Annotated in this window: 2 protein-coding genes; both read right to left on the bottom strand. The window is 34.8% G+C overall.

The window, feature by feature from the left end:
• Positions 1-1,134 precede the first annotated feature (1,134 nt).
• Positions 1,135-1,362, bottom strand: a complete 228-nt coding sequence (locus tag P618_RS08930) for an IS630 transposase-related protein (RefSeq protein ID WP_075260851.1) — start codon at positions 1,360-1,362, stop codon at positions 1,135-1,137.
• A 369-nt stretch (positions 1,363-1,731) separates the two neighbouring features.
• Positions 1,732-4,293, bottom strand: a complete 2,562-nt coding sequence (locus tag P618_RS00125; protein ID WP_021826932.1) for a putative PEP-binding protein — start codon at positions 4,291-4,293, stop codon at positions 1,732-1,734.
• Between the last annotated feature and the right edge of the window lie 308 nt (positions 4,294-4,601).

The following is a 4,601-nucleotide window of genomic DNA, read 5'->3' as shown; positions in this document are numbered from 1 at the left end:
ATAACCTCATTCCTTACACTTATAGCCCTGAACCTTGCGTACTATACCGTTCCTTATGCAGTTTTCGGAATTACACTTCTTGCAATGTATTGCTGATGACCTTAATACGACACTATAGTCGTATGTTAACATAAAACTATTTAAACATCAAAACTCTCATAATTTTATTATAATAAAAGCAGTTGAATTGTGATAAAGTAAAAAAAGCATTAATGGACGGATATAAGCACTGGCAAAGCTCAATTTGCTGCCTAATCCATCGCTTCATATGTGCCAAAAATTTCTCGATTGAATTTAAATCAGATGAATAAGATGGTAAAAAAAGCCCTACAATCGGAAAATTCAATTAATTCTTTGGTTCTTTGAGAGTTGTGAAATGAAGTATTATCCGTGATTACAATCTGTCCGGTTTTTAATTTTTTTATCAAAAACTGCTCTACCCAAGCTTCGAATAATTATGTGTTACAAGAACTGTTAAAACCATCGAAGCAATCGTTTTATTATTTACTAAACCCGCTACAATATGAGTTCTTTCGTAATATTTACCGCTCTTTTTACCAACAAGTTTTTTACTTTTTTTCCCCATCCTCTATCTGTGCAAATGGTTAACTTTATCCCGATTTCATCAATGTATAGTAATTTAGCATAAAAATGGGATTTGAAAGAATGCGGCAATAGCTTCGTAAAATTTATCAAACTGGTTAATTTGGTTCTTAACCCCTCTTTTTATACGAGCCAAAAATTTCTCGATTGAATTCAAATCGGGTGAGTATGGCGATCAAAAGATGAGTTGACAATTTATCGATTCGATCAACTCTTTTGTTCTTTGTGAGCTATGAGATGCAGTATTATCCAATTTGCCCAGGTTCTGATTCTATAACTTTTTTACCCAAGCTTCAAATAATTTTGTATAACAAGAACCATTAAATACCATATTTTTCCGCTGATAATAGTTACCGCTTTTTTTGGCAGCAAGCTTTTTCCCCTTTCTGCCCCATCCTTCTGTCTTGCACAAATGGTCATCTCAATACCGCTTTATCATTTTTTTATAGCTAAAGCCTAGCTTCTTTAAGCACTGATACACAGAAATACTAGCATTAAATAGTTTTGCTATCTTCTGCTCATTTTTTATCTTCATTGGCCTTCGACATAAACCCTTAGCTTCTCTGGGTTTATTTTGCCCTTTCTGCCTAAGCATGGTTTAGCTTTTATGGACTCTGCTTCTTGGTACCTGATCCGCAAGCCACTTACGCTATTTTTACTAACTTTAAGTATCTTAAATGTCGTGTTTTGAGTGTTACCAAGCTTAATATATTTTATTACTCTCTCCCTTAGATCTAAGCTGTAGTGTTTCTTTATCATTTTCTCTTAAAATAGCACCTTCTTGCCCCGTTTTCAAGCTAAATTACTATATATCCAAAATCTGATCCCCGTCGAACGATGTTGGACGATCATGAACCCACATGTGAGAAATAATCGATTTTTCGGCTCTGCCAAAAAGTTTCGTGAAAGTATAATGCATTTTTTTAACCACACCTGAAAAAAATTCCCATGAATAGGTGGATCGCGTCAATGACAACTTTCAACGCATCACCCCAGAATCTTCAACTTAACTGAGTATAGAAATAATCGCATAAAATTTAGTCTTAGATTTACATTTTAGCGATTTACGATACAGAGTTAAGATGACGATAGGTTCTAAATAGATCTATTAAAGATTTAATAAATTATTTAAAAAAATGAATGACCTAGAGTTACTTTTGCTCCAGAAAGCTTTGCTTGCGTAATGCGATAAGCAGAACAAGATATTTCCCTTATTCCTAAAGAGTAAAAAAATTTAATACTTTCAGGATCTCCTCCATGTTCTCCACAAACAGACAAAGGAAAATTTGGATTCACTTTAAAAATACTTTCACAAGCAAACGAGATTATTTTTCCCACAGAAGATTGATGAATGCTTTGAAACGGATCTTGAGAAAAAATCCCCACTGATTGATAGTGTTTAATGACTCCTGCAGTATCATCTCTAGAGATCCCTAACGTCATCTGAGTTAAATCATTTGTACCAAAACATATAAAATCTGCTTCTTGCGCAAAAAAAGATGCTTGTATTGCAGCGCTAGGAACTTCAATCATCACTCCTACGTTCCAATCTATTCCTGAAAGATTATATTGAAGCGAGGACTGAAAAATACGATTTTTAATAAAAACAAATTCTTCGGGAGTCATCACAAAAGGAATCATAATTCCTAAATTTACAGAAATTCCCTCTTTGTAAACGTGCTCTGACGCCTTAAATAATGCATGGATCTGCAAATCGTAAATTTCTGGGCGCGTCAACCCAAGTCGCGCTCCTCGTTTTCCTAGCATCGGATTTTTTTCTCTTAACTCACTAGCTATTTGTTTGATCACATCAACAGAAATTTCTAATTTTTGTGCCAAAATTTTCTCAGCCTCAAGAGAAGAAGGTAAAAATTCATGAAGTGGAGGGTCTAGTAAGCGAACTGTCAATCGTTTTCCTCTCAATAACCTAAACAAATTTTTGTAATCTTCTTCTTGTAAATCTCTTATAATTACGCTGCTTTTCTCTTTTTGAATTCCCAATATCCATGCCTGAAACCAGGGCAAGTGTGTGTCTTGAAAAAACATATGCTCACTTCGACATAACCCAATGCCGTGAGGCAAAAAAGGAGCGGCAGATTGCCAATCTTGAGAGGTGTCTGCATTAACGTAAATTTTTATTGCGTTATGATGTTGGGCAAAATCTAAAAATTTTTTTAAATTTGGACATTCTGTAGGTGTTGTTAATATACCTATCCCTTTCCAAATTTCTCCTGTTGTTCCGTCGATAGTGATAAAATCCCCTTCCAAAAATGTGCGATTAGAAAAAATTACTGAATGCTGGCATACTTGAAGTCCCTGCACAGACGTTACACAAGGTTTACCTAATCCTCTCGTAACGACCGCTCCGTGACACGTCATGCCACCGGTAGATGTAATAACGCCTGAAGCTTTCAAAATAGAAGCAATATCATCACAATGAGTTTCTTGCGCTGCAAAAATTACATTTTTTCCTTCTTTTACAAAAAAATCTACAGTTTCTTTGCACGTTGCAAGCACTCCTGAAACCGCGCCTGGTGAAACGCCCAATCCTTTTCCTAAAATCTCTAGCCCTTCTAAACTTTCTAAATAAGGATGATGCAATTGCTCTAACCCTTTCAGAGAAAGACGTTGAAAAGCTTCTTTCATGTTTAACCGTCCCTCTTCTACGTACTGAAGAAGAATATTAAGCTCTGCTATTTTTGTGCGCTTTCCAGGACGTGTTTGTAAAATCCATAATTTTTCCTTTTCTATTGTAAATTCAATATCCTGCATATCCATAAAGAAATCTTCTATTTTTTCAGAAAGATCTTTTAGAGTTTGATACGCATGAGGAAGTTCATTTTCTAACAAGGCAATGGGGCCAGGAGTTGTAACTCCTGATACAAGGTCCTCTCCTTGTGCCTGAATAGAGTATTCTCCAAAAAGTTCTTTTTTCCCTGTGGACGGATTTCGAGTAAACACAATCCCTGTTCCGCTTAAACGATCCAAATTTCCAAAAACCATCATTTGAACAATAACATCCACCCCGGAGCTATACACAATATTTTCATGAAATCGGTAAATTTTAGCCCTAGGATTCTCCCAACTGTTTTTGACCATAAGAAAAGCTTTGATCAATTGTTCGTTAGAATCTTGAGGAAAGGGGTGTCCAGCGTATTGTTCAAATATTTTTTCAAATTTTAATGCTTCTTGCTGTGTTGCATGTTCTGAAATTTTCGGAAACCTATTTTTATCGATTTTTTCTACAAGTTCTCCGTAATTACACATTAATTTGATGTAATTACGCCACAAGTATTCTTGATTCCCTTCAAGCGCGTGACCAAAAGTTAGTCCCACATTAAGCAAAGAATCCAGCATTCCAGGCATAGAAACAGAAAAGCTGGAACGTACAGAAACAAATAATCCGTGTTCTCCCGAGTTTTTGTCGTTCCATACCTTTCCAGATTCTGATTGTAATTTTAATAATCCTTCCTGTAAATCTTTAAAAAACAAAAGTTGTGCATAAGGAACAACAAAAAAGAAAGGAACAGGAACTCCAAGCTTTTCTAAGGCTTTTAGATGTTCTGCTTTTGAGGCTGGAAAAATATTTAGCTTAGTTTCGTCCAAACAAGCAAATTTTTCTTGAGAAAAAGACAAAAAATGATTCAAAAACGATATATCAATACAAACCATTAATTTAGAAAATGCCATAATTTTTTTTTAAAATCAACTCCAAAAATTTTGTTAACGAATTATTAAAATAAATTATTGATTACAACAGACAACTAGGCTTGGCTATGTATGTTGGCTTGATGCTCATATGCAGTGCTGATTTCAGCGTGCATTTTTATAGCAAATTAAGCTGAAATTTGTGCATTAAAAAATTTTCTAAAGACCTGATGTTACGCAGCAATAGTTGATTTCTGCTTGAAATAATCATATTTTTCGTCCGTAAGTTTTTAAGGACAAAACATGAAACTGGATCTTCTTGATATGTATAGCGACTATTTGATAAGTCA

It is taken from the genome of Holospora obtusa F1 (assembly GCF_000469665.2).
Taxonomy (GTDB): domain Bacteria; phylum Pseudomonadota; class Alphaproteobacteria; order Holosporales; family Holosporaceae; genus Holospora; species Holospora obtusa.
This window is presented reverse-complemented; position numbering and strand designations above follow the sequence as displayed.